At 61.7% G+C, this 1246-nt stretch carries 1 pseudogene; it reads right to left on the reverse strand.

Going from position 1 to position 1246, the window contains the following annotated elements:
- Positions 1–31: 31 nt before the first annotated feature.
- Positions 32–1185, reverse strand: a pseudogene (locus LB566_RS30280) (IS3 family transposase).
- Positions 1186–1246 lie beyond the last annotated feature (61 nt).

Consider the following 1246-nt stretch of genomic DNA (forward strand, 5'->3'; position numbering starts at 1 on the left):
CTGGCCTGCTGCCGGTTCCATGGACAGGCACTTAAGCTAACATCGCCGTTTCCTCGAACTCAACAGGGCTGAGGTAGCCCAGGGTAGAGTGACGCCGCTTGGGATTGTAGAAGCGCTCGATGTAGTCGAACACATCCGCCCTGGCGGCATCTCTCGTCCTGTAGACCTTGCGGGCCGTCCTCTCGGTTTTGAGCGACGAGAAGAAGCTCTCCATCGCCGCATTGTCCCAGACATTGCCGGACCTGCTCATCGAACAGGTGATGCCATGGTCGGCCATCAGCCGCTGGAACTGCTCGCTCGTATATTGGCTCCCCTGATCGGAATGGTGCAGCAGACTGTCGGGCTTGCCTCTCCTCCAGATCGCCATGATGAGGGCGTCGGTGACGAGCTGGGCCGTCATCTCGGCTTTCATCGACCAGCCGACGACGCGGCGCGAGAACAGGTCGACTACTGCGGCGACGTAGAGCCAGCCTTCCGCGGTCCAGATGTAGGTGAAGTCGGCCACCCACTTCTGGTTCGGCGCCGATGCCTCGAAGGCACGGTCGAGAATGTTCCGAGACACTGCCGCGACCAGCCGCTCCCCAGCATCCTTCGGCAGGCCACGCCGGCGTGGTCGGGCTCGCAGGCCGTTCTCCCGCATCAGCCGTTCGATGCGATGCAGGCCGCAAGAGAGCCCCTCCGCCAGGAGGTCATGCCAGACCCGGCGTGTGCCGTAGGTGCGGTCGCTGCTTTTGAAGCTTCGGTCGATCTCGACAAGCAGAGCCTCGTCATATCGGGACCGGGCGCTGGGGCTCCGGTTGAACTAGGCATGGAAGCCGGAACGGGAGACATCCAGCGCGTCACACAGCCATGCCACCGGCCAGATGTTCCGGTGCCTCGCGATGAAAGCGAACCTCATGTCACTTCCCTCGCGAAGTAGGCTGCGGCCTTTTTTAGGATGTCGCGCTCCGCCTTGAGCTTCGCCACTTCGCGTCGCAGCTTGTCGATCTCGAGCTGTTCAGGCTTCATCTGTCCATGGCCTGGAAACGCATGCTGCGGATCGGCTGACAGTTCGCGCACCCATTTGCGCAGCACATTCTCGTGGACATCGAGGTCGCGGGCAGCCTGGGCCACCGCAACGCCCCGATCCTTGATCAATCTCACCGCCTCAAGCTTGAACTCGCGGCTGAACTTCCTTCTTTGCATTCCCACTCTCCAGTTCCGTCAAACACCTTATCTCGGTGTCCACGAAACCGGCAGCAGCCCA

The sequence above is a fragment of the Mesorhizobium sp. CA13 genome, assembly GCF_020165235.1.
Lineage (GTDB): Bacteria > Pseudomonadota > Alphaproteobacteria > Rhizobiales > Rhizobiaceae > Mesorhizobium.